This is a genomic window from Bradyrhizobium sp. Ec3.3 (genome assembly GCF_000472925.1).
GTDB lineage: Bacteria > Pseudomonadota > Alphaproteobacteria > Rhizobiales > Xanthobacteraceae > Bradyrhizobium.
Window position 1 is genome coordinate 1 of sequence record NZ_AXAS01000087.1, and the last position, 24,755, is coordinate 24,755.

Consider the following 24,755-nt stretch of genomic DNA (forward strand, 5'->3'; position numbering starts at 1 on the left):
TGCAGAACGGTTGATCGGTTCAATCCGGAGGGAATGCATTGATCATGTCGTAGTCTTCGGCGAACGACATCTGCGCCACGTTCTGCTATCGTACAAAGATTACTACAACGCCACGCGCAGTCATTTGTCATTGAACAAGGATGCCCCGGTTCCTCGCGGTGTTGAGCGAGTCGGGAATATCGTATGCCGACCGATCCTAGGTGGACTGCACCATCAATATGGCCGGATGTGATTTACGGTAGGCACACCCGGAAGGCCCCGGCCGGCCAAAAGGAGATGCTGATGCCGATGGCAAGAAGCCGGGCAAGCAGGCCGCGGCGAAGAAGCCGGCGGCCAAGTCGCAGCGCCGGTCTACCTAGTAAAATCGGCTTCGCGCACCCGCAATCGTGGATTTGCGAAGACCGAACGTCCGCTCACGCCCGAACCGAGAACCGGTCGAACGCGGTCAAGGTCTGCAAGCGCGGCTCGACGTCGCGAAGATAGATTTCAGACTTCAGAAACAAGATTTCGTCATCCAGCTTGTTTTGGTCGACATCGACGTACCATGACCGCGGTCTGCCATCGCTTCCGTCGCTCCAGCGGTAACCGCGGCGTTTGAGCGAGTCTTTGAGATCGAACGGCGATTGCTCGGCCCAAACTCGCATCGTCCTCTTGCGGGCCTGCTCGAGGAGGACTGCGAGTGCCGATGTGCCGGTCGTCGGCAACTCAAACGCGAGAATCTCAAGCAGCGCGTGGCAATCGTCGACGGCCCTGTGGGCCTGGTGAAAGAAACCTGCGCCGTTCAGGAGGTAGGCCAGGCGAGAGCCTTCGAAGCCATGTTTCCGCCAGTCGACCTCCGTCGCCGAACAGCCCCAGGCCTTCCGTTGGAATATCGCCAGCAACGCTCCGCGAATTTGCGGTCAAAGCTCGCGTTGTGGGCAATAACGATCACGGCCTCGTCCGCGAACGATGAGACGGCTGCCTCGTCGATCCGCTGCCCAGCGATCATTTCGTTCGTGATCCCAGTGAGCGCGATCACCTCCTGCGGGATGGGCGCGGACGGTTCGTTGAACGATGAGAAGACATCCCTGAGACCTGCGATGCGCCCGTCGGGCAGGTAGTCGAACTTGACCATTCCAAGCTCGATGACCTCGTCCTTCTGCTGATCCAAGCCGGTGCTCTCCACGTCGAGCGGGATTCCTATCTTGCTGCTTCGACTGTGGGATGGAGTGAAAGTCTCCCGACGAACCAGGCGCCGAAGGTCGCGGTAGTCGGCGGATTTGGCCAATGCCTCCGCCATGGCGGCCAGTGTCAGATCGTTCTCAAGCATTGGATGTTGCGGTCCTCGGGTTACGGTTTCCGCCGCATTGCGGCTGTTCAAGCCACAAATCGAGTCCGGGTCAAAGCCCGAAATCCAGTTGCGGCTCCGCATCAACCCCGACGTGGAGGGAAGACAGCGACACCCCCAGGAGGCGCACCGGCTTCGGCAGAGCATGTTATCCTCCAGCAGAGCGATCGCCAAATCTGCGAGACCGTGGCGGCTCGTGACAGTCGAAGAGGCGGACCGGCTGCGCGTGATGATCTCGAAGTCGGCGAACTTCACTTGTCGAGTGCTCGCCGAGTCACAGCGTCGCCAAACCTTGTCGATCAGCGGCTCGAGCTCCGCGACCATTGCGTCGAAGTCGGTCAGGTCGGTCGAGAACGTATTCTCCGCGCCGACCGACTCCCGAATGCGTTGGCTCGAACAGGCCGATCGTCGACGCCGCGTGAGATCCAGTAGTAGTAGGCGCCCGACTTGCCGAAGTTTGCGTTCATGAACTCCAGCGTCTGGTTGCGCATGTCGAGACCCGTGAAGATGCCCGGGGCATTCATCTTCGCGTTGCCGGGTCTATCCCCACCTCGGGACGCATTGACAGCGGCAGTACCCGATAGCAAGCTCGTTCGGCGTCTTTGGCGTGCCTGAATCGACCGCGCCCAAGAATTCACCTGGAGTTCCAACAGTGGACAGATCAATTCTGCTCGCCGCCGTTTGCGCTTCGGCGCTTGTGTTTGCTTCGGCTGCTTCTGCCAAAACCCTGGTTTTCTGCTCGGAGGGCAGCCCGGAGAACTTCTACCCTGGCGTCAACACCACCGGCACGTCGTTCGACGGCAATGAGCCGATCTACAATCGCATCGTCGAGTTCGAGCGCGGCGGCACGCAAGTAGTGCCGGCCCTCGCAGAAAAATGGACGATCTCGCCGGACGGCACCACCTATACCTTCGAGTTGGGCAAGGGCGTGAAGTGGCATTCGACGTCCAAGTCGTTCAAGCCGACGCGCGACTTCAACGCCGACGACGTCATATTTTCGATCGAGCGGCAATGGAAGGAGGACAATCCGTATTTCAAGGTGACGAGTCCGAACCATTCCTATTTCGGTGACATGGGGATGCCGAAATTGTTGAAGTCGGTCGAGAAGGTCGACGATTACACCATCAAGGTGACGCTCAATCAGCCGGAAGCCCCATTTCTCGCCGACCTCGCGATGCCTTTCGCGGCCATCCAGTCGAAAGAATATGCGGATGCAATGCTGAAGGCCGGCACGCCCGAGAAGATCGACCAGGATCCGATCGGCACCGGACCGTTTTATCTGGTGCAGTATCAGAAGGACGCAGTGATCCGGTACAAGGCGTTCCCTGGATATTGGGGCGGAAAGGCGAAGATCGACGACCTCGTCTACGCGATCACGCCGGACGCATCCGTTCGCTGGGCCAAGCTCCAGAAGGGCGAATGCGACGTGATGCCTTATCCGAACCCGGCCGACATCGATGCGATAAAGAAAGACCCGAACATCACCATCCTGGAACAGCCGGGCCTCAACGTCGGTTATCTGGCCTTCCAGACACAAAAGAAGCCCTTCGACGACGTGCGCGTGCGCAAGGCCGTCAGCATGGCGATCGACAAGAAGGCGATCATCGACGCCGTCTATCTGTCGACCGGCATTGCGGCCAAAAATCCCATTCCGCCCTCGATGTGGTCGTATAACGACGACGTCAAGGATGATCCCTATGATCCGGCGGCGGCCAAGAAGCTTCTTGCCGACGCAGGATTTCCCAATGGTTTCGAAACTGATCTATGGGCCATGCCGGTGCAGCGCCCCTACAATCCGAACGCCAGGCGCATAGCCGAGCTGATGCAGGCCGACCTCGCCAAGATCGGCGTCAAGGCCGAAATCAAGTCATTTGAATGGGGCGAGTACCGCAAGCGGATGCAGGCCGGCGAGCACCAGATGGGTATGCTGGGCTGGACCGGCGACAACGGCGATCCTGACAACTTCCTGCACACATTGCTGGGCTGCGACTCGGCGCAATCGGCATCTGGTTCGAATATCGCCAAGTTCTGCTACAAGCCGTTCGACGATCTGGTCGTCAAGGCCAAGACCGTCAGCGATCAGGCCGAGCGGGCCAAGTTGTATGCGCAGGCCCAGGTGATCTTCAAGGAACAGGCTCCGTGGTTCACGATCGCGCACGCAGTGCAGTTGAAGCCCGTCAGTAAGAGGGTTATCGACTTCAAACTGTCGCCGTTCGGACGCCACAACTTCTATGGCGTCGACGTCAAGGAGTAGAAGACGAGAGCAGGGGAGTGGCCTTCGCCGCTCCGCCGCATTTCTTGCCCTTCTCCTTCCTTCGAGATGACTGAGGACGGCATGCTCCGGTTCGCTCTTACCCGGCTGAGTCTCGTGGTTCCGACCTTCATCGGGATCACGTTGCTTGTGTTCGTGCTGATCCGCTTGATACCCGGCGACCCCATCGAGACCATGGCGGGCGAACACGGCATCGATCCGGCCCGGCTCGCGCAATTGCGCGCTGATTACGGCTTCGATCAGCCCGTGCTGGTCCAGTACGGCCTCTATCTGTCACGGATGGCGCATGGCGACCTCGGCCGCTCGATCGTCACCCATGAGCCGGTGATCTCTGAATTTCGGATGCTGTTCCCGGCGACGATCGAGTTGTCTGTTTGCGCGATCCTGTTTGCATTGTGCCTCGGATTGCCGGCCGGCATCATCGCCGCGGTTCGCCGCAACTCCATCTTCGATCATGGCGTGATGGGGATATCGCTCACCGGGTATTCGATGCCGATTTTCTGGTGGGGATTGCTGTTGATCCTGCTTTTTTCGGTGCAGCTCGGATGGACTCCCGTGTCGGGCCGGATCGCAGTGCAGTACTTCATCGAACCAGTGACCGGATTCCTGCTGATCGATACGCTGCTGGACGGCGATTTCGGTGCGTTTCGTTCGGCCTTGTCACATCTCGTGCTGCCAACGATCGTTCTCGGCACCGTGCCGCTCGCCGTGATCGCCCGCATGACGCGGTCCGCCATGCTGGAGGTCCTGGGCGAAGATTACATCCGCACCGCCCGCGCCAAGGGGCTGCCGCGTTTCCGGGTGATCGCGATCCATGCGCTGCGCAATGCGCTGATTCCGGTCGTGACGGTGATCGGGCTGCAGGTCGGTGTTCTGTTTACGGGCGCGATCCTCACGGAGACCATCTTCTCATGGCCCGGCGTGGGCAAATGGCTGATCGAGGGTATCAACCGCCGCGACTATCCGGTGTTGCAGGGCGGCACGCTGTTGATCGGCGCGATCGTCATGATCGTCAATCTGCTGGTCGATGTCACCTACGGGCTGATCAATCCCCGCATCCGGTACACGAGATGACCGCCGGCGCCTTCGAAAATCCCGACGTCGCAGCCGGTGCTCCGCAGCATCCGCTGTTGGAATTCTGGTTCGATTTCAAGGCAAATTTCGGCGCCGTGACGGGTCTCGCCGTGATCGTGGTTCTGATCCTCCTTGCGCTGTTCGCCGATTTCGTTGCACCGCATTCTCCGATCGTCACCAACAATGCGGCCTTTCTGAAACCTCCGTTCTGGCAGCAGGGTGGATCGATCGCCTATCCGCTCGGCACCGACGCGATCGGCCGCGATATCCTTTCCCGTCTTATTCACGGAGCAAGGCTTTCGCTTCTGATCGGAATCGCGGTGGTCACGCTCTCGGTGGTTGCCGGGACGATCCTTGGGCTGGTGGCGGGTTTTTTTCGCGGCGTCATCGAGATCGCGATCATGCGGCTGATGGACATCACGTTGACGCTGCCAAGCCTCTTGCTCGCGATCGTGATCGTTGCGATCCTTGGGCCCGGCCTGATGAATGCCATGCTGGCGGTCGCGATCGTGCTCCTGCCGCACTATGTGCGGATCGCGCGTGCCGCCGTGATCAGCGAAGTCTCGAAGGATTACATCACCGCGGCCAAAGTCGCGGGTGCCGGCCGGCTCCGCTTGATGTTCAAGGAGATTTTGCCGAACTGCACCGCGCCGCTGATTGTCCAGGCGACGCTCGGCATTTCGACGGCGATCCTGGACGCGGCCGCGCTCGGCTTTCTCGGTCTCGGTGCGCAGCCGCCTTTGCCCGAATGGGGGACCATGCTGGCGGATGCGCGCGAATTTGTGTTGCGGGCCTGGTGGGTCGTCACGCTTCCAGGCTCGGCGATCCTCGTAACTGTGCTGGCCTTCAACCTTCTCGGCGACGGACTGCGTGATGCGCTCGATCCCAAGCTCAAGCGATAGCGCATGATGACAGTTGAAAGGCGATCTGATGCCGCTCCTCGAGATTGAAAATCTATCGGTCTCGTTTCCATCGCAAAGCGGGATGGTGCGCGCTGTGGATGGCATCGATATCAAGCTCGAAAGAGGCGAGGTGCTGGGGATCGTCGGAGAATCCGGATCCGGCAAGAGTGTCACCATGTTGGCCCTGATGGGACTTGTGCCATACCCGGGGCGCGTCGAGGCTGCCAAGCTGCGGTTCGAGGGGCGGGACCTGCTGACTTTGAGCGATCGCGAGCGGCGCGCGCTCACCGGCAAGGACGTCGCGATGATCTTCCAGGAGCCGACGACGTCGCTCAATCCGTCCTTTACGATCGGCTATCAGTTGGCCGAGACATTGCACATCCACGAAGGGATGGATCGCAAGGCCGCGCGGCGGCGCGTGGTCGAACTTCTCGAGCAAGTCGGCATTCCGTCTCCCGAGAAGCGGCTGTCGGCCTATCCGCACCAACTCTCGGGCGGCATGAACCAGCGCGTCATGATCGCGATGGCGATCGCCTGCAATCCGAAGCTCCTGATCGCTGACGAGCCGACGACAGCGCTCGATGTCACCATCCAGGCGCAGATCCTCGATCTTCTGCTGTCCCTGCAACGCGATCGCGGCATGGCGCTGATCCTCATCACGCACAACATGGGCGTGGTCTCGGACACGACCGAGCGCGTCGCCGTGATGTATGCGGGTCAGATCATGGAACAGCGCCCGACCACAAACCTGTTCGCCTCGCCGCAGCATCCTTATACGGCGGCTTTGCTGGCGGCGCGCCCGGAGGCGAGCGACGGCGGACGGCTCGCTACCATTCCGGGCGTTGTGCCCGGGGTTTACGATCGGCCGCGGGGGTGCCTGTTCAATCCGCGTTGCACCTATGCAACGCCGCTGGCCGACAAGGCGCGTCCCGACCTGCGCCCCTGGATGGACGGCCTGATCCGTTGTCACTATCCGCTCGGCGATCCGACACGGGATGAGCGCATCGCGGCCGATCGGGCCGAAGCCGGAGGGGCATCGATCCTCAAGCGCGAGACCGTGTCATGACGGCGCTTGTCACCGCCACCGATCTCAAGCGCAGCTACGAGATGAAGCGGGGCTGGTTCCGCCCCCGCGCGCATCTGCAGGCCGTGGGCGGGGTATCGTTCGCGCTCGAGGCCGGCAAGACGTTGGCGATCGTCGGCGAGTCCGGTTGCGGCAAGTCGACGCTCGCAAGGCTCGTGACGCTCATCGAGAAACCGAGGGCCGGCACACTGATGCTCGATGGGGTGGATGCGATCGATCCCTCGGCCAGCGCCGCAAAGACGTTGCGCCGGGCCGTGCAGATCGTGTTTCAAAACCCCTATGGGTCGCTCAACCCGCGTAGGCGCGTCGGCGCGATACTGGAAGAGCCGCTGATCATCAACACCAGGCTCTCGAAGCAGGAGCGGCGGGCGCAGGCGCTCGACATGATGGCGAGGGTAGGGCTGCGGCCGGAGCAATATGGCCGCTATCCGCACATGTTCTCGGGCGGCCAGCGCCAGCGCATCGCGATCGCGCGCGCCTTGATGTTGCGGCCGAAGTTGCTAGTTGCCGACGAGCCGGTCTCCGCGCTCGACATGTCAGTGCAGGCGCAGGTCATTAACCTCCTGGTCGATCTCCAGCGCGAACTGGGGCTGGCTTACCTTTTCATCTCGCACGATCTCGGCGTGGTGCGTCACATCGCGGATGACGTGATGATCATGTATCTGGGAATCGCAGTCGAGCACGGACCGAAAGAGCGCATCTTTGCGCGGCCGCTGCACCCCTATGCTCAGGCCTTGCTCGACGCGACGCCAGGCCTTGGCCGCAAACGCCAGCGTGTCGTGCCGAAGGGCGAGGTGCCTTCGCCGCTCGATCCACCAAAGGGCTGCGTCTTCTCGACCCGCTGTCCCCATGCGACCGACCTCTGCCGCTCGCAGCGTCCACCCTTGCGCCCGCTCGACGGCCGCCTCGTCGCCTGCCATTACGCCGAGCGCTTCCTGGAAGCTCACGCGGCTTAACGATTGGTGCGCAAAGGCATCTCACCAAACCGTGGTCGGTATTAGGTTCGTCGGGTGAAATACTTAGACGCATAGGTGCTCCCGACCCTGACTTATTCTTAGGGAAGAGAAGCGTGTGAGAACCATCTTTTGGTAACGCGATTTGGCTCTCTTCTCATTTCCGTTTCTGCCAACGCGGCATAGCGCGCAAGTTTTTCAACACGCGTGGAGCGAGAGGGCCGAACTCACCGCGTAGCGGAGATGAGAAGGATCTGTATCGCGGTCCGGTTCGAGTTGCGAGTTGGCGGGGAGGGCAGCCGATGCGGACCAAGCTTGAGCAGCCTCGATCTTCTCGACCTCAGTTGCAACCACGATCCTCCAAGCCATGCTGGAATGGGCGGTCGCTCTCGGGGACCGCGCGGTGAGCCGAAACATACAGGAGTTGCTGGCTTAGATTAGGCCTCCCACGGGCTTGCCTGCCCGCGGGCCAGGCTCTCGCCCGCATCGCGGTCTCGGCCTTCGGCTTCGACCCCTGGCGCAAGGATTGCACCTTCCAGGGCGGGTACTCACAAGGGAGCAGACGTCGGTTGTTGGTGGCTAAGCAGAAATCTTCCGTTCATCAGAGCATTTCCGCTCGTGCCCGCAAAAGCGGCGGTCCGGGAACTCTCGCGGGTGGTGCTACTGCGCCAGCAATCTGAATACGACAATCAGTGCCACCAGGCTCGCGAGAACCAGCAGCGTCAGGAAGGACTTTCGGGTCATCGGCCTCGTCGAGTGATGCGCAGCCGATAGGCCAGGCCGAGGTTTAGTCGGTCTCTGGGACCCCACGACTTTGCCCTCTGTCGTTTGCGTCCGAGCCTTTGGTTCGGGCGCCGTACCTACGCCTCCCATTGCGCTGTAATATGCGCTGTAGACCTCGCGAACAGCCAGCGCCGTGGACTCGGCCTCGCTCATCGTCCCGAGTCGGGTTCGATAGCTAGTCAGAAAGCTCTGGGCGTTTGACGGCAGGTCATCGAAACCACCGAGCTTGGCCATCATGAGCCAAGTGGCAAAATCCGCCTCAGCCTTCGTTCGGGCTTTCCTGGCGATACTGGCGTTGGAGCTAGAGGACATGGTGGTCCGGTTGGTTCGCCCGCCTAAGTTCGCCGGCGTTCATGGCTATCGTTGGACGGTTCGATTAGCTATCTCGGCTGACGTCAGGCGTCGCGCTCGGCGCCTGTCCTGGCGCGCGAGGATTTGCCCTTGCAAGGCCTCAAGCGGGCGCTGGACCAAATAAAAGGGCCTGCCGGCCGGCCGATCTGCTCCTTTGTGGAAGTTGTGTATCTTGAGCGGCCCAAAAAAAGAGCTCGCTCCCAAACCCGACATCGAACGGCTCGTGGCCCTGTAGCAAGGATGAGGCCGAACTGGGATGTCCGCTTTTGATGCCGCTATCGGGGGCAAACCAGACGCAGCGTGGACATAATCAAGACGACGCAGATGCTTCTTAGCCAGCGCGGAAGTAAGGCGTTCAACGAGGATTTATGAGTCGCTGAATCAGATTTCGCAGTCGGCTGAATTCAAAGCCTTACGCAAGCCACCAAACGCGTTGAGTCGACAGGGCTCGGTATCGCTGGCGGCCTTTGAACGCTGGAAAATGGCAGTTCGCGTGACAACGGTTGCCTTTGGCTTCGACTTGGGTCGTGCAGCGGTTGTGACCTTCTTCGATTTGGGATTGTGTCGCCGACGGGCGATCGACCTCGGAGTCTCCGAGGAACCGATACGGAGGTCTTCCGGCGGAGCGATGCGTTCATCGACCAAAGCAGCCTGTGCTGGCCTCTCGCTGCTCACAGCGGCAACTTCAAGGCGATCAGCTTTTGCCAACGCACTATGGGAATCGGAAATGTCTATGGCTGGCTTGGCAATGGGCTGGACGACCGCTACTGCGCTACGCGGTGGAGTTCTGAGCTCCATTGCTGACAGTACTCCTACACCCAGCAGGATAAGGAGGCCCAACGACGCCATTCTCAGCATGATGCGCCTCTAACCTAAGTTAGTGCCGGTGAAAAATCTCCGTACCAATGAGGCAACTTGTCGGCGGCTGCCGACCCGCGTACGGACCATTTGCCGACAGGGTTAACGTCGGCGATGCTCCCAACGCGTACGGAGACCGCCGCTGCCATGTCGGTTTCCGGAAGTAGACGAGACGTGGTTCAGGTTATGGCAGAAGGTCTGTAGTGGCCCGAAGCCGTCATGGCTGTTTTTTTCCGTCCCGTTAGCGAGGCCGGAACCTCGTCGATATGGTTTGATAACGGGAGGGATAGGTAGGTGCGGACTCGGCCTATCAGGGACATCCGATCGCGCGACGGACGGGCAGTGATCGTCGTTTGCGCCGTCTTTGATCTAGATCAAGACTTGCGTTCGTTCGCGGCAAAGACTGAGCGATGACCCTCAGAGATCCGTCCGCTTCACGAGCATCAAGATACTCGCGCCCCTACCAGATCGCAAAACCGGAATGCTGAAATTCACAAGCCGATCCGTCGTCCTCGCCGCGGCAATCATCGCCGTACTGATTACAAACACCCCGCCCGGGAACGCTCAGACGTTGAAGGCCATCCAAGTGCGCGGCACGCTCAATTGCGGCGTCGGGCAGGGATTGCTTGGCTTTTCGAGCCAAGACGACCAGAACAATTGGACTGGCCTAGATGTCGATATCTGCCGGGCAATCGCAGCTTCAGTCATTGGCGACCCGGCCAAGGTAACGTTCACGCCACTCGACGCTGCGACCCGCTTCCCTGCGCTGCAGTCTGGCAAGATCGACGTGCTGTCGCGCAATTCGACCTGGACGATGTCGCGCGAAACGTCGCTCGGCCTGATGTTCGCTGGCGTCGCCTACTACGACGGACAGGGCTTTCTGGTGCGTCGGGAGAGCGGTGTCGATACGGCCCTTCAGCTTAGCGGTAAGACGGTTTGCACGCAGACCGGCACAACGAGCGAACTCAACCTCGTGGACTATTTCCGTGCCAACGATATGTCGCTCAAAACCCTAGCTGTTGGTACTGCGGAAGAAAGTCGGAAAGCTTACGAAGACCGCAAATGCGACGTGCTGACCAGCGACGTTTCGCAGCTTTATGCCGAGCGGCTCAAGCTCGCGAAACCCAACAGCCACGTTATCCTACCGGAAGTAATTTCGAAGGAGCCGCTGGGACCGGCCGTGCGGCAGGGTGACGACCAGTGGTTCAACTTGGTCAAGTGGACGCTTTATGCGTTGATCAACGCCGAGGAACTCGGCGTCAAGTCGGCAAATATCGACGACGCGTTGAAATCTTCTGATCCTAACGTCCGACGCCTAGTCGGAATTGAGGGTGAATTTGGCCAGCAACTAGGCCTTTCGAACGACTGGGCCGTACGCGCCCTTCGCGCGACAGGCAACTACGGAGAAATTTATGAGAGAAACGTTGGGACTCAGTCCCCGCTCAGCATCCCGCGCGGGCTGAATGCACTTTGGACGAAGGGCGGAATCCAGTACGCGCCTCCGGTTAGATAGTTTCAGAGGCTGCCCCATGGACGTGGATTATTACTCGTTGCTGACCAAGGCGGTGGAAGGCAAGGATGCTTCGGCGCGCGACGAGATCTACAGGGATGCCTACGGCCTCATTAGGAAGTCGCGGCTGACGCGCGAGGCTGCTGCATCGCACGCGGCTGCACTTGAGGACGCCATCCGGCGGATTGAGGACCAGTTCGTCGCCGACGGAGCGAGATCTGCGGCTGAAATCAACGAGGTGTTATCGACGAACAGAAGCTGGAAGCCGATAGCCTACGGCACCGCCGCTCTCGTCGCCGTCATCGCAGCGGCGGCCTCGTTGTATGGATATGTCCCAAGCAAGGTCCCTGGCGTGGCCAGAACCGGAGTGACGGCATCATCGAAGGCGGTGCGCGTGGGCGATGACGTCGTCGTGGCCGACCTGAAGCCCGGCGTCGATGGCGGCTCGACGGGCGAAGGTCTTCCGTTTGCTCTTCAGCGGCAAGTGGTTTTCTATCGAACTACTGTCGTTCCAGGTTCGATCGTGATCGACCGCGAAAACCGCTTCCTTTATCTGATCGATTCGAACAACTCGGCGCGCCGCTACGGCATCGGAGTCGCGCAGGAATGTCTCAGGGGAGGCAGCTTCTTCCATATCATCAACAAGATGGAATGGCCTGACTGGAAGACTTCAGGCGCGAGCACAGACGCGCCTCTTGCGTCGGCCGGCCAACCCGGCAGTCCGCTGGGGGCACGTGCCCTGTTGCTCGACAAACCCGGCGTGCTCATCCACGGCACGAATTCGCCGAAAACCATTGGCCATCTCGTCGCTTCCGGATGCATCCGGCTGGTTAACGAAGATGTCGAGGACCTATACAGACGCGTTTCTCTGGAGACGCGAGTAGTGTTTGTCAGCTAGACTTGAGAATTTCGGAAGCTGCGCGAATTCTTTCCCGCGAGGCTTTCATCCTTTTGATCGCTGGCACATTGGTTGGCACAGGAACAGGCCTGGCAAAGCCATGGTCTGCTTTCAGGGTCTGAGCAGACCAAGTAGAGGACCAATCCGGAGTGCAGCTGGTGACCCTGGCTGTGTGAAAACGCTACGGCCGAGATGGCGCTCACGGTTCTGGCCTATAATCTGACACGGGTCATGAACATCGTCGGAACCAAGCCACTGATTGCTGCGATCGCGCTCTGAGACAGGCGCGCTTTCCTGGCTTTCTGGGCGGACACCCTTTGAAGCCGTTTTTACACGGCCAAGGCCAACAGGCGACATCAAGAAATGGTTGATGTTAAAGCAAAGCGGACATGTCTTCGCGAGAGCCATTGGACGCGCTGAGATGCGCTGCGCACCGATCCGAACATCAGTCGATCAACGCGCGCAACCTTGTTACCTGGGCTGGAGCTTGGAATGAAGCGGCGGTCGAGTTCTTGTACCGGACGGACGTTCACGGGATAGCGCTTTCAAAAGCGCCAATCGAAGATCACTGGGGGAAAGTGCGGCTCACCTTATCAGCGCGGACCTGCGCGGAATGCCCGCCCAGACCCTGGGTATCCCCAATACGAGCGAGCGCCAGCTCCTCGGGGTAAGTGAAATTCCTTGTGATCTCGCGATCGAGCAGGCTGAGTTCTTGAACCAATGCAGCATGACGATGATCCGGAAGCGTCGGGACTAGATTTTCGATCATCGCTCGCAGCCGTCTCACAATCTGCAGATTATTCGAACCGCACGCGCGGATTTCACTGAATGCCAGATGTATGAAATCCTCCCAGTTTGGGGTACGGAAAATCACGCGCAGCTTTCCGGACTTGTTCAGGATCTGGTCGGTGCGCAGATCGCGCTCACCAACTGTGCGCAGCATGCGGTGCAGCTGATCGATTGCGAGCACCGCTGTGGTCGGATCATTGATCGCCGGTGACAATGCCCTCAGCGCGATATCGACGACGATGCGAAACGCGAAGGTAGGGTCCTGGTCCATGGTGCGTTCGGAGCCGAACGCCACTGAGGTGAGCAAGGGTTCCTCATCGATCGAACGAACGCCGCCGAAAAGATCAAACAGGGGATCGCCCGTTGCGACAAAATCGCCGACCTGAGGTGCGAATTCGATGACGCAATCCGAATTTTCGGCCAAAGCCAGTAGCCTTCCGATATTGACTGCGAGAACAATGCCCGAGGGCCCCCGATGTCTGATGATGCGATCGGGAGTGGCAGGTTTGAGAAATCCATTCTCGGTGACCGGATCCGAGCTCAGCCTAGGATACACGTTTTCAATGACCGTGATTCCATTGTTGCCGACACTCGACAGAACGCTGATGGGCCGCAATAGTCGTGAGGCGTAATCGATCAAATAAAAGAAGGCCGCGAACGAAATTATGCCAAGCAGCGTGGCCGTCAATACCAGTAGCTGGTAGGGCCCTTCATCCAGTCTATTTTGCGCCGCTAGCGCAAACATCAGCGTAAATATTAATAATGCGACAGTGTATTTGACGACGTCGTTCCGCAGCAATATCGTGGCGATGATCCGAGGCGTCAATTGCGCGCTGGCGACCTGAATCGCAACCAGCAGCGAGCCAAACGTGAAGACGACGAATGCCAACGTCGCGGAGACGAAAGCCTCAAGCAGAGTTTTCGCTCCAGCCGTATCGAGGCCCAGAAGGCTCCAACCGAGCCAAATGTCCAGTCGATGCAGCATCCTCACTGCGATGAGGGCAAGTGGAATCGCAAAAAATGGAACCACCCAAAGGGAGGACCTGAGATAGCTCTCGAACACATATCGCTGATTCCATCTCATCGGTGTGATGTTCAGGTCGAAAAGCCAAAAGGCGTTGACATGCATCAAGAGGGCCGACTTTAGCGCCGATATTCCGCTCCGAAGCGCTGGAGTGCGTTCTCGCAAATTTTGTAGAGCATGGACCCGTTCCATAGGCCAACGGCGCGAACCAAATTTTGCTTCCAGCTGTGGGATAGTTGACGGTCGAAGCTACGGCCAGAAGGACGCCGACGAGATCGCGTTCCGGGGCGAAGCGGACATCCGCAACCGTCTACGGCAGTTGTGGGTCAAAATGCGAAGAACTCAATCCGAGCAAGTCAAGTCCGCAATGCCCCACGGAGCGGACTTCAATGAGGGCTGCCGCCGCTTCGCTGAGACTTATGCACAGCAGCAATTACGTCTTGGCTGATCCATTACGGTGGCGTGCATGTCGGCACGCTTGAAAACGGCGTTAATCCCTCCCCGCGAGAGCAACGCACGCCACGTGGCGAATCGCCGAAGCGAGCCCGGAACAATCGATTGAAATGCGAAACATCCGAGAAGCCGACTTCTAACGCGATGTCGGAAATTCGCTGTGTGCTTGCGTGAGACTCAGTTAGCAGCTCGAACGCCCGTTGGAGACGTAACTCATTCACGTGCCCGGTGAACGATGATCCTGATGACGCGATCAAGCGCTGTAGATAGCGAGGTGAGATGCCTTGGCAGTGGGCTACCGTCTCGACGCTAAGCTCTGGCTGCTGAAAGTGTGCCGCGATGTAATCGAGGGCGGCGCTGTAGCGCGCAGCCCCGACCGCGCTCACACTGCTCTCGCCTAAGGGAGTGCGCTCGCCGATCGCGAGCGCCACGAGGTCATGGATGTGAGCCAGGACCGCATCACGCAGACTGGGTGCGGCCAGTGCTCCATCCTTAAATGCCGACTTTAGATAAGTCATGAGCAGTCGGAGCGCTTCAGTTCGGTGAGAAATCGGCCGCATGGCGCGGCTTTCGACATTCGCCACCCGCTGCGCAAGCGCGTCGCGGGGCACGGCCAGACCGAATAGTAATCCGTCGACATAGGTGACGGTGGCGGGCTCCGAATGCAGAATTGCGATTGCGTCGCCGGCGCGAAGCTCAACTTGCTGGCAGCGCTGCGACAGCAGACTTCTGCCGGGAGAGCAGACGATGACTCCGATCGAGTCGTCACCATCAGTAACGCTCGCTCGCAGGCGCTTGAATCGCATGGAAGAGCCTTTCAGTGCGAGCCTGCGCAACCCCCGGACGGCTTGCAGCGTTGCGTCAGCCTGAAACGGAACATCCGATAGGGGCTCGATATCGACGTGGACTATGCCTCGCCCAAAGTTCTCTCGCCATAGTGGGACTCTCATCCGCTCCGGAAGCTCGCGCGTCGAGAATCGATGCGATGCGAATTCGGCTGCGTCCGTAGACATGGGGACCTCCAGCCTTGATAAGACGTCGGGATTAGATGCTGCGACAAATTACGGTCAGTATCTGTGATTTGCAGTTCGTGCACTGACATACTCTTAGGCCGTGCGCATGAGTCCAAGAAGTTGCACCATTGACGTGCTAGTGTCATTCACCTGTGATCGATGCTGATGTGAACTGGTTCACGTGGCGGCCAGAAAATTACGCCTATAGTGATTGTGAAAGCGTGGTGCCAAAAATCGCCATTAAGAGGTGACGGTGGTGATGGCTCTATTTCTAATTGCTGCCATCGGATCCAGTTTAGAGATCTCTGGCGGGTGTCAGCGCGAATCCAGTTTCTAGCGTCATTCGCGATTGGTCGAAATCAACGACCTGTTCTGTAGAACCGACAGTTCTCTGATACCGATTTCGTGTCGCGCCTTGGCCGGCGCATCATCATCAGAGTTCGTCGGACACAAACTTACCTCCGGCACTGTGTGTTTGCAGCCGATTGAAATGGTCGAAATTTGCCGCTTAGGACGTCAACGGTGATGATCAAGCGAGGGTTCGATCATGTCCACCCTGGTCGACATGCTTTACCGTGAATACTGCCGTGCCCGCCTCGCCGAAATGCGAAAGCAGCTTCTGGTCCCGGTTGTTGGCGATGAAATCCCAGAAGCGAATCGGGACGCCGGCAATCCTGCCGGCCCTGGTGATCGGGGTAGCGATGGCATCGCGACGAAAGAAGTGCCAACCATCCGGTAGCCGGTGCCCGACCGAATGCGTGCTCGCACGCCGAAATAGAGCAGCCAGATGCATTCACACTGTTTATCGCTCGTGCCGGACTGCATTACCACTTTTTCCCGACCTTTGGCTCGGTGGTCTCAACGATGCTAGAGTAGAATTGCGCTGATCCTCTTGGGGATCCGACGTGGACGGTGGGCTTACGGACTGCCGCCCGTTGATTTGGAGATTGAAATACTGAAATTGGAATACTTGAGCCCTAGTGCCGCGCTCGGACACATTCCAAAGTACGTTGGGCATGGTTGCGTTGACACACACTACCCTCCGTTCTTCCCAATGACTCGGAGGCGGGTCTCTTTCTAGTCACAACATTTGTTGTGCGTTGTTCGATAGGATGGCGCCTTAGCACTCTCATTATTGCGACGCTCTTCACCGCGTGGATAGTTTTGTTCGCAAGCGAAGCTCGCGCGCAATGCACGGCGCGAGACGTCCTGTCGAACCGACTGAGGTCCGAGAAGACCCCATTAACGAGTACGCCAAGAAGTCCAATCAGATGTGCCGCCGAAGCTTCGGTGTGGAAGACCATCAAAGTAGGTACCTTTGCAGATCCCTTGGCCCTGTGGGCCGATTCTCGGAGGGATAATTCGATGAGCAATTTGTACCCTGAAAACTTGTACTTTGAAGACGCGGAAGTCGGCACTAGCCTCCGGTCCGGCCCTTATCTGGTAACCAAGAGCGAAATCATTCAATTCGCAAAACAATACGATCCGATACCCCGCCACATCGACGAGGAGGCTGCGGCGCGTTCAGTTTTTGGGGGGCTAACCGCAACCAGTGCCCATACCTTTTCCATCTTCATTTTGTTGACGACCCGGCTTCAGCCACGGCTCCATGTCCTTGCGGGGTTGGGCTGGGATGAGCTGAGGCTGCCGAATGCTGTACGCCCGGACGATGCGCTCGATCTGGAAATCACGGTTCTGGAAAAACGCGCGTCGAAGTCCAAATCCGATCGGGGGATTGTCCGAAACCAAGTCCTCTTGCGAAATCAAAAACGCGAGACGGTGTTGCAGTGTACCAGAAATATTCTCGTCGCGCGGCGAGGGGTCGCGAACGCGCGGACCGACTGATTTGCCCGACGGCTGCTTATTTACGGGTGTCCGGCGACCAGTGAGGGATCGAATTCGGCTCTGGGTAAGCAGGCGAAGAGCTTCCCGCTATGCGCCACTGAGCAGACCTCAACGAGAGCTGCGGCCACGTCGCTGATGGGCCGCTTCCGGAAACATGCACCGTAGCAAGTCTCATTCAATCACTTCATCGGCACGCGCGAGAATCGATGGTGATAGGGTAATGCCCAACTGCGCCGCGACTGGCGATGCGGCAGATTTCGATCCAATGTCGGGACTCGAATAACTCGCGCCGCGGATAACGAGTCCGCTTTACCCCACTCAGCCGACATATGAGCTGAAATTGCACAAGGTCTGCGTCGCACCAACAACAGACGCGTACGTTGCAGCAATTGCGTCGTATTCGATCACCTTGTCGGCTCGTGAGAGTAATCTCTTGGCCGGACATAGATAAAGTCCAGCTGGCCAGAAACGGTCTAGAGTTTTGTTATTGAGGCGAGAAATTCGCGGAGAGCGTCACTCGACTGTTCCAAGGCCGACTTACTGAATTCGAGGCGGTGTCCCATGTAGAGAACGGGTGCTCGGAGAAATGAAAGGTCAAATCCCGCATACGCGCCGGGATAGACAATGAGTCGGACTCCTGCGCCGTCACTCTTCTGCCGGGAGATACCAAAATCGTCGGCGCCGTTTGCCAATCTGCGACAGACTTCGGGCGGAGCCGTATCATCAAGCTCGCCCGTCAGGATCAGCGTTGGGACCGTCATAGGCCCTTTGATGGCAGCACAATTTGGATAGAGCGCGGCCGCCCCACGAAACTTCCCCTTAGACGCATTCTCAACAGGGCCGCGGGCGACGGCCGAGAGAGCGGGCGAGCCGTCAAAGCCCACAAGTGCAACACGCGTGGGATCAACCAGCTTTTGCTGAATGAGGTAGTTTAACCCGCGATAGGGATCTTGATCGCTATCGAAAAGAGGGCCACCTCGGCAGGTGTTTTTAACTCCACGCCGACCGAAGCTATCAATTGTTAACGTGACATAGCCCCATGAGTTGATTTTTTGGCCCCAGTTTTGGTCGATTAGGTCTGCGAAGCCTGCGCACCCATGCACCAAAATAACCGCAGGCGCAGGGGCTGGGCTATTGGATCTTCGAAGGTATCCCTGCAAAGCTAGCGGCGACCATCGGCTATCCGGGATCGCTACGATTTCGGCCGAGACCAGTTGTTGCTCATTGGAGCATCGAAGTGGACCACTGACGCACAGAGCCCGAAAGATTAACCCGTCGACGGCCCTCTTGGCATCGGCATCGGACACGCCCTTGGCCTCATAGGTGACGGTTAATTGCAGCGCCGATCCCTTCCCCACCGCAATCACACTGACTTTAGAATGAACATTCACTTCGGATAGCCCTAGCTCGCCTGAAAATGCATAACTGTGGTTAGCGCCGTCCCAATTCTCCAGCACTTGTTCAACCTTGCGACCCTCAAATAGCGAAAGGGTACGCACCTTCCCATCTGTACTGAGGACGCAGTCCTCAACGACCGGATTCCATAGGGCCGTCGCGCAGAAATCGCCAACTGTTTGCCAGAGCGCTTCCAGCGTCAGCGACGACCTCGCCGTCACGGTTGATTCCAATGCGGATACAGAGACCGTTGAAGCGACAAGAACCGCAATCGCGGCAAGAGGCGCCCTGTTAGGAATCATAGTTGTACCTCAGCGCTGATGGTTACAGTCGCTATAGGCCACACACGTCGGGGAGATTAGCAGGCTGCCTTCATCATGGCGATTGTCAAATCAGGGCCGATGTCTGCCTTGGTCAAAATGCGAAAACTCAGTGTGCGCAGAGCTAATCCGCTTTACTCCCGTGTCCGGACCTCAACGAGGCGCGCGACCACTTCGCGGATGGGCCAGTCACGGAAATTATGCGATCCTACTCAAAGACTTCATCCGCGCGAGCGAGAAGAGCCGGCGGGATTTCGACACCGAGCGATTTAGCTGTCTTGAGATTAACAGCGAGCAGATACTTGCTGGGCTGTTCAATAGGTAGGTCGCCCGGTTTGGCGCCTTTCAGTATTCGATCGACATAGTGAGCCCCCCGCCGAGCCTCACCCGGAAAGTCCGGTCCATACGAGATCAATCCGCCGGCCTGCACAAGGTTGCGGACGAGGTAAATCGACGGTAGGCCCGCCTGCGCCGCGAGGTCGGGTACCCGGTTCGGCGGGCTGTGAAAGATGGGATCGCCGACTATCCACAAGGCTTCCGCCCCTCCGGCCTTGGCGGCGGCAACTGCGCCTGGAATTTCCCCCGCTTCCTCCACGTTAACGACCTCAAGCTGAAAACCGAGCTTAGCGGCCGCCGGTGGTGCCTCCCTAGGAAATAGCAGGCGCAAAGTCTCGCTTGAGGGGTTGAGAAAAGCTGCAACGCGTTTCACGCGAGGGAGAAGCTCTCGGAGCACTTCAAGCATCTTCCCTATGAAAGCGCCTGGAACGAGCGTGGCGACACCCGTCAGGTTTCCCCCAGGATGAGCAAGGCTTGATGCGAGCCCTACACCGACCGGATCAGCGACGAAGAGCATGACGATTGGTATGTCCGAGGTCGCGTCCTTTACGGCGCGCACCGCCTGAGGCGTGAAGGCAACAATGAGATCGGGTTTCGATCGCACGAGGTCGGCGGCCAACGCAGGAAGCTGGTCGAGCCGGGAACCCGATTCCTTACGTTCCAGCTTGACCGTGGCACTCTCGACCCAGCCGAGGCTACGAAGCTCGTCTATCAGAGCGTCGAAAGTGACACCGCTGCACGAGGGGACGCAGAGGACCGCGACGCGTGGCACCGCCGCAGCGGCTTGGGCGCCTGCCGGCGCCGCTAACACGAGCAGCACCATGAGAATCGCGAGAGGAGTGGCAAACGATCTCATTCAATCACGCATCGGCGGAAATTTTCTGTGATCGCAGTCTATATCATAGCAGCCGCTACGCAGAGTCCATTGTCCGAACCGGGTCAAAATGCGACCTCGCTGGAAGGTCAGCTCTCGGCGCGAAGCGGACTTCGCCCTCGCTAATGCCCAATTTTCGCGCGCTAGAGTGCTGGCCGGATCGTCCCGTGAGCGGCACTACTTCAGAACTTCATATTCGAACGCCACACCCTCCGGATCGTTCTCCTCAAACCACCGTTCCGCCGCGTCGACCGTGGCGAAGACTTTGACGTTCTCTGGATCGCCAACCCGTTTGCTGGTGTTGACGTAAACTAGGACGGTCATTGTTCCATCCTTGTTGTTCGATCGCTTCGTTGCCTGCCACGCGGTCGTCTCCGCGGTGCATCCGGAATTAGCCTGATCGGAGATCGTATCTGCGCTTCAGCCGGTCACTGGTCGTCTTGGCAGCATAGTGGATACGATCAAGATCGGCCCCTTCCTTCGCGACGACATGGAGAGTCCAATTTATGCCGGCAGACTGACCAAAGTCGGATTCGATCTCGACGGAGATAACCAATTCGGCACCAGGAAAGCTTCGAATTTCCTGAAGAGCAATGAGCTCAAGCTCAGTCCTCGAGGCCAATTCTTTTGCCAACGATGTCCCTCCAGGTCCGGCAAGAGTCGATCGCGAGACCTCGTACTTGCCAACCGGATTGACGAGCGGACGTTCCTTAGATCTCACGGTCCATCGCCGGATGGCTGCGGCGCCGGCACTTTCTGCTGAGGCGGGGTCGCCGCGCCGTTCTTGAAATAGTCGAGAACGAACAGGCGTAGCGCGGACGACAGATTACCCTGCTTGCGGTTGCGATCGATCTCGCCGACCAGCTCCGACAGCGTCATGTTGCGCAGGCCGGAGATCTCCTTCATGCCGTTCCAGAAGGCTTCTTCCAGGCTGACGCTGGTCTTGTGGCTGGCGACGACGATGGATCGTTTCACGACCGGGGATTTCATGGCTATTCCTCGCGCTCAATCCGGAGACGATCACGAATTTCTAATGGGCCCCGCGGCCGGGCCGAACGTTGACATAGGTCAACGGGTGTTCCCAGCTTATGACACCATGGGGCATGACACCGTCTGACGAGCCTCGCCCGGGAAAGGACGCGCCGAAGCCAAAGCCTTCGCACATGGAGGAGGCGCGGCGGATCATCGAGCAGTACGTGGAGGATCTGCGGGAGATCATCATGAAGCTCCGCAGGAAGCCGAATTGAGGCCGCAGCATTCACCTCACGAGCCGGTAAGCTTCGTCCGCTTGCGCCGCGGCTCGAGTTGATGCCCCGGCTTGCCCGCGTTGATCGCGCGCCGGATGCCGATCGCGGCGAACATCGTCGGGCCGCCGCGCTCCGCCACCAGAATCTCGTCAGATGAGTCGAGAAGGACTCGCAGGCGTTCTCGGCATCAGCGAACGTTTTCCGGCGAGGGCCTAGCGATTGGTCTCTGCTGATTGCTCCGACGACAGGTCCTTCCGCCTTCGAAAGAGCATGCCAAGAGTCCCGAATATCACCAGCGCAACGCCGGCGATGATCAGCCAATGAGGAAGCTGAAGCTGCATCGCTTTGTCGAGCATCTAGGGGCCTCTTCTTCAGCCAGATCTCGATAAGCTAGATCGGATCATTGGTAGTCAACCGGATCGCAAGCATCCCCTCGTGCTTGTCGGCATCGGGACCGTCTCGATCAAATTTGTCACTGGCAGCGGCTTCGATGCGGGTACGAAACCTCTCGAAATGCTCGAAGGCAGCAGCGAAGTCTCGAATGTCGAACGGATCAAGTTGGGCGAGGGCCTCGTAACTGACGAAGACGCGAACCGGCTGGACAGGAACGGTTCCCTTTACCGTCATCCAGGACCGCAGTTCGCTGTGAGCTACGGCCTTGCCTTTCCCGTCGGTAGCCAGCGGCCAACCGCAACGAGCGAAGTTGCGCAACGATTTCCCCAAGACGGGGATGGATTTCTTAACGCAGATCAGCGGACACCGGGGACGGTTTTAGGAAAGCGCCGCGCGCCCGGCGGCAGTGATGTTGTACTCGACTTCTCCTGACGCAAGCGGGTTAGCCACGACGAGGCCTAACTCGACAAGCCGGGCGACCAGTTCATGATCGAAGAGCGGGGCGTTGATCCACGGTTCTGAGGACAGCTGCTTTAAGAACGCGCGCTCGATCTCGGTCAGGTCCACAGTTACCCCTTCGGAACGCAAATCAGCGAATGATGTCCGTGGGCAGGTGTCGCTATTAAGCGCATGCGCCGATCTCACAGGAAGCGCAATCGGTGGCGGCTGGCAGCGCACGACTGCCGGTTGACGCCGTGACGACAAAGGCCGCCGGTTGACGCTGGCGGGCCGACAACTGAGGCAGCCTTACAGAAGCAGTGAGAAGAGCGCCATCAAGCCTACTAGGGCCAGACTCCACGCCAACAAATGCAGTAGCCAATGCCGCGCATGCGTCATCCTCGCAGTGGGTGCGCCTAAGAGAGTGGGTGGCTTGAGCTAAATCAAAAAGCCAGCACCAGCGCGACAAAGGCCACGACCGACCCCACGCCAGCAGCAATTACCATCGACTGAAATAACCGGTCATTCCCCATGGGCGTACCGTCACACGGATGGTGTCGGGCAGCTATGTAGTTTGTGCCAGAAGAGCGCAAAGGTCTGCGGCTGAAAGCCGCGTCATCGTGGTACCGCGAGTGTATGGAGGCGAACAGATCGCTGACCCTGCGTCGGTCTATGATCATTCGCTTGGCTGAGGCCAAGCACCTCCAACGGCCCCGGCCTGCCCACGCAATCCCCCCGGCCGGGGCCGTCTTTCGGTCAAAGCCCCGAAGGCGGAGCGTCTGTCTTCAAGAGCCGCACATATGTCCCGCTCTCGTGCAGCTCGAGCCGGCCGCGCTCGATCGCCATCTTGATGCCGGCGCCGAACTTAGGGCCACTGCCCTTCAGCGTGTAGAGGAACGGCGCGTTGATCTTCTCGATATGAATGCGGCCGTCTTGCACGGGCTCGATGCTAGTGGCGATCTCAATCAGCTTGCGGGCGGCAGCTTCGGGGTCTGCGTAGGGGCGGTCGGCGGTGAGCTTCATGCGGCGGCCTGATCTTCCTTCGATTCACCACGCGCGACGATCGCAATCACGTCATCGGGTAGTGGTCGCTGCAACGCCTTCGCCTCCTCCCATGCGCGCGCATCCAAACATCGCGCTCCTCGTCGGTCGTCAGGATCACCGGCATCGCCTTCGGGTGGATCGGCGCGACCACCGAGTTCGGCGCGGTCGTCAGGAAGCCGTAGACCTGATGCGGCCCCGGCGCCGGCTTAGACTTCGTGCCTCGATCACCGTTGAACGTCGTCCAGATGCCAGCGGAGCCGAACAGTGGCCGGGTCTCATTGAGAGCGAACCAAACGACATCCTTCTTCTTCGTCTCAGGGTTCGGCTCCGGCGCGTACTCGGCAAAGCTGTTGGCCGGGACCAGGCAGCGGCTCTCGGGCTTGAGCCAGCCTCGCCAGTGCGGCGAAGACGTGTTGCGGATGTTGGTGACCGGCGGCCCGCCCGTTCGTGGCGGTGGCGGCGGCATGCCCATCGCATCAGTACCATCTCGCGCTCGCCGTCGGCGTTGCGCACCACCGGAGCCGGGTAGTCTGGAAATACACCCGGCATCGGAGGCAGGTTGCCGACGTACCGGTTGATCACGCGAAACAGGTTGCGGATCGCTTCCTGGTTCGTGGTGACGCTGTAGAGATTGCACATTCGGCTTCCAAATCAGTTCTTTTTTGCCGGTGTAGGTTCTGTCCGTATTCGAGGCCCGTATTCTAGTTCGAAGGAACTAGTGCCCTTATTCGATTTGGTGTTCACTAGTGAACAGAACCAAACGCCCCGCGCCCGCATTGTAAATTCCGGCGCTAGGGTCTCTGCAATTAGCCTAAGTAATTTTGGAACGATGGGATCCCGGGTCATGTTGGCGCTCATGACGCGGACCAACGGAATGCTTGAACGAGCGGAAATGTGTGAAGAGCTGGCCGACAAAGCTCGTAACCCACACACCGCGTGGGCGCTTCGCGACGCCGCTCACCACTGGCGCACCGTTGCCGTCCGCACGGACTTGCTAGAGCGCGAGCCAGCCTACCGAATGCTTCGCGTCCGGCCAGAGTAGCGCTGCGAAGAGTGGCGGCCTCTTTGATGTCACGCCACACCTGCAATGTCGCCTGTTGGTTCATCGCGTCATTTCGCGGCGATGCGGAATTCGGTCGCTATCGGGACAGACCGGACTTTGTCGCGCGGCATCGTCCCCGCAACTGCAACCAGGAATTTTCTCGCGGCAGATTTCCTCGAGGGGAGCGGTCGCGCGTACCCCGCTCGCGGCGGCACCCCAAAGAGCCCGCAGCCTGCCTTGGCAATGCCCCCTAAGATCTTGCAAGGGTTCCTTCACCTTGAGCCAGGGATACATCCGAATGGGCTATAGCCGGAGATCGCTTCGCGCTGAAGAGTTAGACCGCCGCTGCTGGGGGCCAAACGGAGATGTCCGATGGGTGTGGCAGGCTGGCGCTTTGCGCATATGACGAGAACTCTCCNCGTCCGGGCGGTCGTTATCGGCGTGCTGGAAGAGTTGCCGTTTATCTGCCCGGTGGCGGTCGCAATCGGCTCGCTGATCATGATCGGCATCACGCTCTGCAAGGATTGGCC

At 59.1% G+C, this 24,755-nt stretch carries 24 protein-coding genes and 2 pseudogenes; 10 read left to right on the forward strand and 16 right to left on the reverse strand.

All coding sequences use genetic code 11. The features are described from left to right. The coding region (locus YUU_RS61960) for an integrase core domain-containing protein (RefSeq protein WP_156944841.1) at positions 1–232 on the forward strand (232 nt) is incomplete at its 5' end. A gap of 181 nt (positions 233–413) precedes the next feature. Here YUU_RS61960 and YUU_RS63065 read toward each other — a convergent pair. The 3 genes and pseudogenes from YUU_RS63065 to YUU_RS63075 form a co-directional block, all read right to left on the reverse strand. Next, positions 414–881 (reverse strand): 3'-5' exonuclease, encoded by a 468-nt coding sequence (locus YUU_RS63065; protein WP_371260583.1) that lies wholly within the window; start codon positions 879–881, stop codon positions 414–416. Beyond that, complete coding sequence (locus YUU_RS63070; RefSeq protein WP_371260584.1) at positions 782–1,411, reverse strand: exonuclease domain-containing protein; 630 nt, start codon at positions 1,409–1,411, stop codon at positions 782–784. Before YUU_RS63070 ends, YUU_RS63065 begins: the two co-directional genes overlap by 100 nt. Continuing rightward, a pseudogene (locus YUU_RS63075) lies at positions 1,380–1,857 on the reverse strand (DNA polymerase IV); the annotation flags it as partial. The pseudogene YUU_RS63075 and the gene YUU_RS63070, both read right to left, overlap by 32 nt. Positions 1,858–1,979: 122 nt before the next feature. Here YUU_RS63075 and YUU_RS0142015 point away from each other — a divergent pair. The 7 genes from YUU_RS0142015 (at position 1,980) to YUU_RS57685 (ending at position 12,012) form a co-directional block, all read left to right on the forward strand. Further along, positions 1,980–3,581 (forward strand): ABC transporter substrate-binding protein, encoded by a 1,602-nt coding sequence (locus YUU_RS0142015; protein WP_027527581.1) that lies wholly within the window; start codon positions 1,980–1,982, stop codon positions 3,579–3,581. An 81-nt stretch (positions 3,582–3,662) separates the two neighbouring features. Further along, complete coding sequence (locus YUU_RS0142020) at positions 3,663–4,673, forward strand: ABC transporter permease subunit (RefSeq protein ID WP_027527582.1); 1,011 nt, start codon at positions 3,663–3,665, stop codon at positions 4,671–4,673. Continuing rightward, the gene (locus tag YUU_RS0142025) at positions 4,670–5,575 is read left to right on the forward strand and encodes an ABC transporter permease subunit (protein ID WP_027527583.1); all 906 of its coding nucleotides are present in this window, start codon (positions 4,670–4,672) and stop codon (positions 5,573–5,575) included. The genes YUU_RS0142020 and YUU_RS0142025 overlap by 4 nt, the downstream gene beginning before the upstream one ends. Before the next feature lie 28 nt (positions 5,576–5,603). Further along, positions 5,604–6,641, forward strand: a complete 1,038-nt coding sequence (locus YUU_RS0142030) for an ABC transporter ATP-binding protein (protein ID WP_027527584.1) — start codon at positions 5,604–5,606, stop codon at positions 6,639–6,641. Then, entirely contained in the window at positions 6,638–7,615 is a 978-nt protein-coding gene (locus YUU_RS0142035) for a peptide ABC transporter ATP-binding protein (RefSeq protein WP_027527585.1), read from the forward strand. The genes YUU_RS0142030 and YUU_RS0142035 overlap by 4 nt, the downstream gene beginning before the upstream one ends. Positions 7,616–10,085: 2,470 nt before the next feature. Beyond that, positions 10,086–11,117 (forward strand): amino acid ABC transporter substrate-binding protein, encoded by a 1,032-nt coding sequence (locus YUU_RS0142045; protein WP_156944842.1) that lies wholly within the window; start codon positions 10,086–10,088, stop codon positions 11,115–11,117. Between the two features lie 16 nt (positions 11,118–11,133). Next, positions 11,134–12,012, forward strand: coding sequence for a L,D-transpeptidase (locus tag YUU_RS57685; RefSeq protein WP_051390204.1), 879 nt, complete (start codon positions 11,134–11,136; stop codon positions 12,010–12,012). Between the two features lie 565 nt (positions 12,013–12,577). Here the strand turns inward: YUU_RS57685 and YUU_RS53845 are convergent. Next, entirely contained in the window at positions 12,578–13,930 is a 1,353-nt protein-coding gene (locus tag YUU_RS53845) for a DUF2254 domain-containing protein (protein WP_245288282.1), read from the reverse strand. A gap of 347 nt (positions 13,931–14,277) precedes the next feature. Next, positions 14,278–15,291 (reverse strand): AraC family transcriptional regulator, encoded by a 1,014-nt coding sequence (locus YUU_RS53850; RefSeq protein ID WP_051390205.1) that lies wholly within the window; start codon positions 15,289–15,291, stop codon positions 14,278–14,280. 547 nt (positions 15,292–15,838) lie between these two features. Here YUU_RS53850 and YUU_RS57690 point away from each other — a divergent pair. Together YUU_RS57690 and YUU_RS0142075 are read left to right on the forward strand one after the other, a co-directional pair. Next, positions 15,839–16,030, forward strand: a complete 192-nt coding sequence (locus YUU_RS57690) for a hypothetical protein (RefSeq protein ID WP_084801875.1) — start codon at positions 15,839–15,841, stop codon at positions 16,028–16,030. Positions 16,031–16,656: 626 nt separating this feature from the next. Continuing rightward, positions 16,657–17,136 carry a MaoC/PaaZ C-terminal domain-containing protein gene (locus tag YUU_RS0142075; RefSeq protein WP_027527589.1) on the forward strand — a complete coding sequence of 160 codons (480 nt, stop codon included), beginning with the start codon at positions 16,657–16,659 and terminating at the stop codon, positions 17,134–17,136. A 473-nt stretch (positions 17,137–17,609) separates the two neighbouring features. On the opposite strand, the gene YUU_RS55590 is transcribed toward YUU_RS0142075, so the two are convergent. The 11 genes and pseudogenes from YUU_RS55590 to YUU_RS53860 form a co-directional block, all read right to left on the reverse strand. Next, complete coding sequence (locus tag YUU_RS55590; RefSeq protein WP_198031939.1) at positions 17,610–18,752, reverse strand: SRPBCC family protein; 1,143 nt, start codon at positions 18,750–18,752, stop codon at positions 17,610–17,612. A 307-nt stretch (positions 18,753–19,059) separates the two neighbouring features. After that, entirely contained in the window at positions 19,060–20,043 is a 984-nt protein-coding gene (locus YUU_RS0142085) for an ABC transporter substrate-binding protein (RefSeq protein ID WP_027527590.1), read from the reverse strand. 195 nt (positions 20,044–20,238) lie between these two features. Then, positions 20,239–20,385 carry a hypothetical protein gene (locus YUU_RS60665; RefSeq protein ID WP_198031940.1) on the reverse strand — a complete coding sequence of 49 codons (147 nt, stop codon included), beginning with the start codon at positions 20,383–20,385 and terminating at the stop codon, positions 20,239–20,241. A gap of 67 nt (positions 20,386–20,452) precedes the next feature. Beyond that, positions 20,453–20,695 carry a hypothetical protein gene (locus tag YUU_RS0142095; RefSeq protein WP_027527591.1) on the reverse strand — a complete coding sequence of 81 codons (243 nt, stop codon included), beginning with the start codon at positions 20,693–20,695 and terminating at the stop codon, positions 20,453–20,455. An 83-nt stretch (positions 20,696–20,778) separates the two neighbouring features. After that, positions 20,779–21,051 (reverse strand): ribbon-helix-helix domain-containing protein, encoded by a 273-nt coding sequence (locus YUU_RS0142100; protein ID WP_027527592.1) that lies wholly within the window; start codon positions 21,049–21,051, stop codon positions 20,779–20,781. A gap of 273 nt (positions 21,052–21,324) precedes the next feature. Further along, positions 21,325–21,447, reverse strand: coding sequence for a hypothetical protein (locus YUU_RS62530; protein ID WP_256375339.1), 123 nt, complete (start codon positions 21,445–21,447; stop codon positions 21,325–21,327). A 73-nt stretch (positions 21,448–21,520) separates the two neighbouring features. Then, positions 21,521–21,664 (reverse strand): LPXTG cell wall anchor domain-containing protein, encoded by a 144-nt coding sequence (locus YUU_RS59625; RefSeq protein WP_156944843.1) that lies wholly within the window; start codon positions 21,662–21,664, stop codon positions 21,521–21,523. Between the two features lie 34 nt (positions 21,665–21,698). After that, positions 21,699–22,019, reverse strand: a complete 321-nt coding sequence (locus tag YUU_RS0142120) for a DUF1488 family protein (RefSeq protein WP_156944844.1) — start codon at positions 22,017–22,019, stop codon at positions 21,699–21,701. Positions 22,020–22,079: 60 nt separating this feature from the next. Further along, positions 22,080–22,268: a hypothetical protein gene (locus YUU_RS0142125; protein ID WP_027527594.1), complete on the reverse strand. Its 189-nt coding sequence runs from the start codon at positions 22,266–22,268 to the stop codon at positions 22,080–22,082. Between the two features lie 627 nt (positions 22,269–22,895). Continuing rightward, a complete protein-coding gene (locus YUU_RS0142130; RefSeq protein ID WP_027527595.1) occupies positions 22,896–23,162 on the reverse strand; it encodes a hypothetical protein in 267 nt (88 codons plus the stop codon). Continuing rightward, positions 23,159–23,822: pseudogene (locus YUU_RS53860) on the reverse strand (SOS response-associated peptidase). Before YUU_RS53860 ends, YUU_RS0142130 begins: the two are co-directional and overlap by 4 nt. Positions 23,823–24,755 lie beyond the last annotated feature (933 nt).